The sequence below is a fragment of the Rhodobacter lacus genome (assembly GCF_042683065.1).
Taxonomy (GTDB): domain Bacteria; phylum Pseudomonadota; class Alphaproteobacteria; order Rhodobacterales; family Rhodobacteraceae; genus Rhodobacter; species Rhodobacter lacus.
The window spans coordinates 1-2,500 of the sequence record NZ_JBHUIX010000024.1; the positions used below are offsets into that span (position 1 = coordinate 1).

The 2,500-nt window shown below is 54.8% G+C and carries 1 rRNA gene (cut by a window edge); it reads right to left on the minus strand.

The annotated features are described in order from the left end of the window. Positions 1-16: 16 nt before the first annotated feature. Positions 17-2,500 (minus strand): 23S ribosomal RNA (locus tag ACFSM0_RS17595); it runs 351 nt beyond the window's last position.

The window sequence follows — 2,500 nt, forward strand, 5'->3', positions numbered from 1 at the left end:
CTTGCTGCTACTGGATCAAATCAAGCCAATCGGGCAATTAGTACCGGTCAACTGAATGCATTGCTGCACTTACATCTCCGGCCTATCGACGTGGTGGTCTTCCACGGCCCTCAAGGGATACCTGGTTTTTGGGGGGGCTTCACGCTTAGATGCCTTCAGCGTTTATCCTGTCCGCTCATAGCTACCCAGCACTACCGTTGGCACGATAACTGGTCCACCAGTGGAGCGTTCACCCCGGTCCTCTCGTACTAGGGGCAACTCCCATCAAGTATCCTACACCCACGGCAGATAGGGACCGAACTGTCTCACGACGTTCTAAACCCAGCTCACGTACCTCTTTAAATGGCGAACAGCCATACCCTTGGGACCTGCTCCAGCCCCAGGATGAGATGAGCCGACATCGAGGTGCCAAACGATGCCGTCGATATGGACTCTTGGGCATCATCAGCCTGTTATCCCCAGAGTACCTTTTATCCGTTGAGCGATGGCCCTCCCACTTGGGACCACCGGATCACTATGGCCGACTTTCGTCTCTGCTCGACTTGTCAGTCTTGCAGTCAGGCTGGCTTCTGCCATTGCACTCAACGACCGATTTCCGACCGGTCTGAGCCAACCTTCGCGCGCCTCCGTTACGATTTGGGAGGCGACCGCCCCAGTCAAACTCCCCACCATGCAGGGTCCCGGACCCGGATAACGGGCCGCGGTTAGACATCAAGAGTGCGAAGGGTGGTATCTCAAGGGAGGCTCCACCGGAACTGGCGTCCCGGCTTCAAAGCCCACCACCTATCCTGCACATCACAATCCTGATGCCAGTGCAAAGCTAGAGTAAAGGTTCATGGGGTCTTTCCGTCTAACCGCGGGTAGTGTGCATCTTGACACACAGTTCAATTTCGCTGAGTCCACGTTTGAGACAGCGGGGAGATCGTTACGCCATTCGTGCAGGTCGGAACTTACCCGACAAGGAATTTCGCTACCTTAGGACCGTTATAGTTACGGCCGCCGTTTACTGGGGCTTCAATTCGGAGCTTGCACCCCTCCTTTTAACCTTCCAGCACCGGGCAGGCGTCAGACTGTATACGTCGCCTTGCGGCTTCGCACAGCCCTATGTTTTAAGTAAACAGTCGCCACCCCCTAGTTTGTGCCCCCCACCCATGGTTGCCCATGAATGGGGCCTCCTTCTCGCGAACTTACGGAGGCATTTTGCCGAGTTCCTTAAACGTGGTTCTCTCAAGCGCCTTGGTATACTCTACCAGTCCACCTGTGTCGGTTTCGGGTACGGTCTCATGGAGGGCTATTTCCAGGGACCTCTGAGCAGCCCGATCAATCCGATAAGATCGAACTACCTTTGAGATCCGTCACATCCTCCTGGCCCAGGAATATTAACCTGGTTCCCATCGACTACGCATTTCTGCCTCGCCTTAGGGGCCGGCTTACCCTGCTCAGATTAGCTTTAAGCAGGAACCCTTGGACTTTCGGCGACAGGGTCTCTCACCCTGTTTGTCGCTACTCATGTCAACATTCTCGCTTCTGATCACTCCACCGGATCCCTCACAGGCCGGCTTCACAGTCAACACCATTTCCGACCACCGCTTTCCTTGCGGAAAGCAAAGTCGGAAGGTGTTCTATCACAGAACGCTCCGCTACCACGCGCATCGCTGCGCATCCAAAGCTTCGGCTCGTGGCTTGAGCCCCGTTACATCTTCGCCGCAAGACCTCTTAACTAGACCAGTGAGCTGTTACGCTATCTTTAAAGGATGGCTGCTTCTAAGCCAACCTCCTGGTTGTTTTGGAAGTCTCACATGCTTTCCCACTTAGCCACGAATTGGGGGCCTTAGCTGTTGGTCAGGGTTGTTTCCCTCTTCACGACGGACGTTAGCACCCGCCGTGTGTCTCCCGGATAGTACTCTGCGGTATTCGGAGTTTACTTAGACTCAGTAAGGCTGTGGGCCCCCATCATCCATGTAGTGCTCTACCCCCGCAGGTATTCGTCCGAGGCGCTACCTAAATAGCTTTCGCGGAGAACCAGCTATCTCCAGATTTGATTGGCCTTTCACCCCTAGCCACACGTCATCCGGACCCTTTTCAACGGGTGTCGGTTCGGACCTCCAGTACGTGTTACCGTACCTTCATCCTGCACATGGCTAGATCATCTGGTTTCGGGTCTGATCCCACGAACTCAACGCCCTTTTAAGACTCGCTTTCGCTGCGCCTACACCTATCGGCTTAAGCTTGCTCGTAAGACCAAGTCGTTGACCCATTATACAAAAGGTACGCCGTCAGGGCTCAAGGCCCCTCCGACTGCTTGTAGGCGTCCGGTTTCAGAAACTGTTTCACTCCCCTCGTCGGGGTGCTTTTCACCTTTCCCTCACGGTACTGGTTCGCTATCGGTCAGCAAGGAGTACTTAGCCTTCGAGGGTGGTCCCCCGATCTTCAGACAGGATTTCACGTGTCCCGCCCTACTTAATGCGTCCGATCAAACTTCGTGTACGGGGCTGTCACC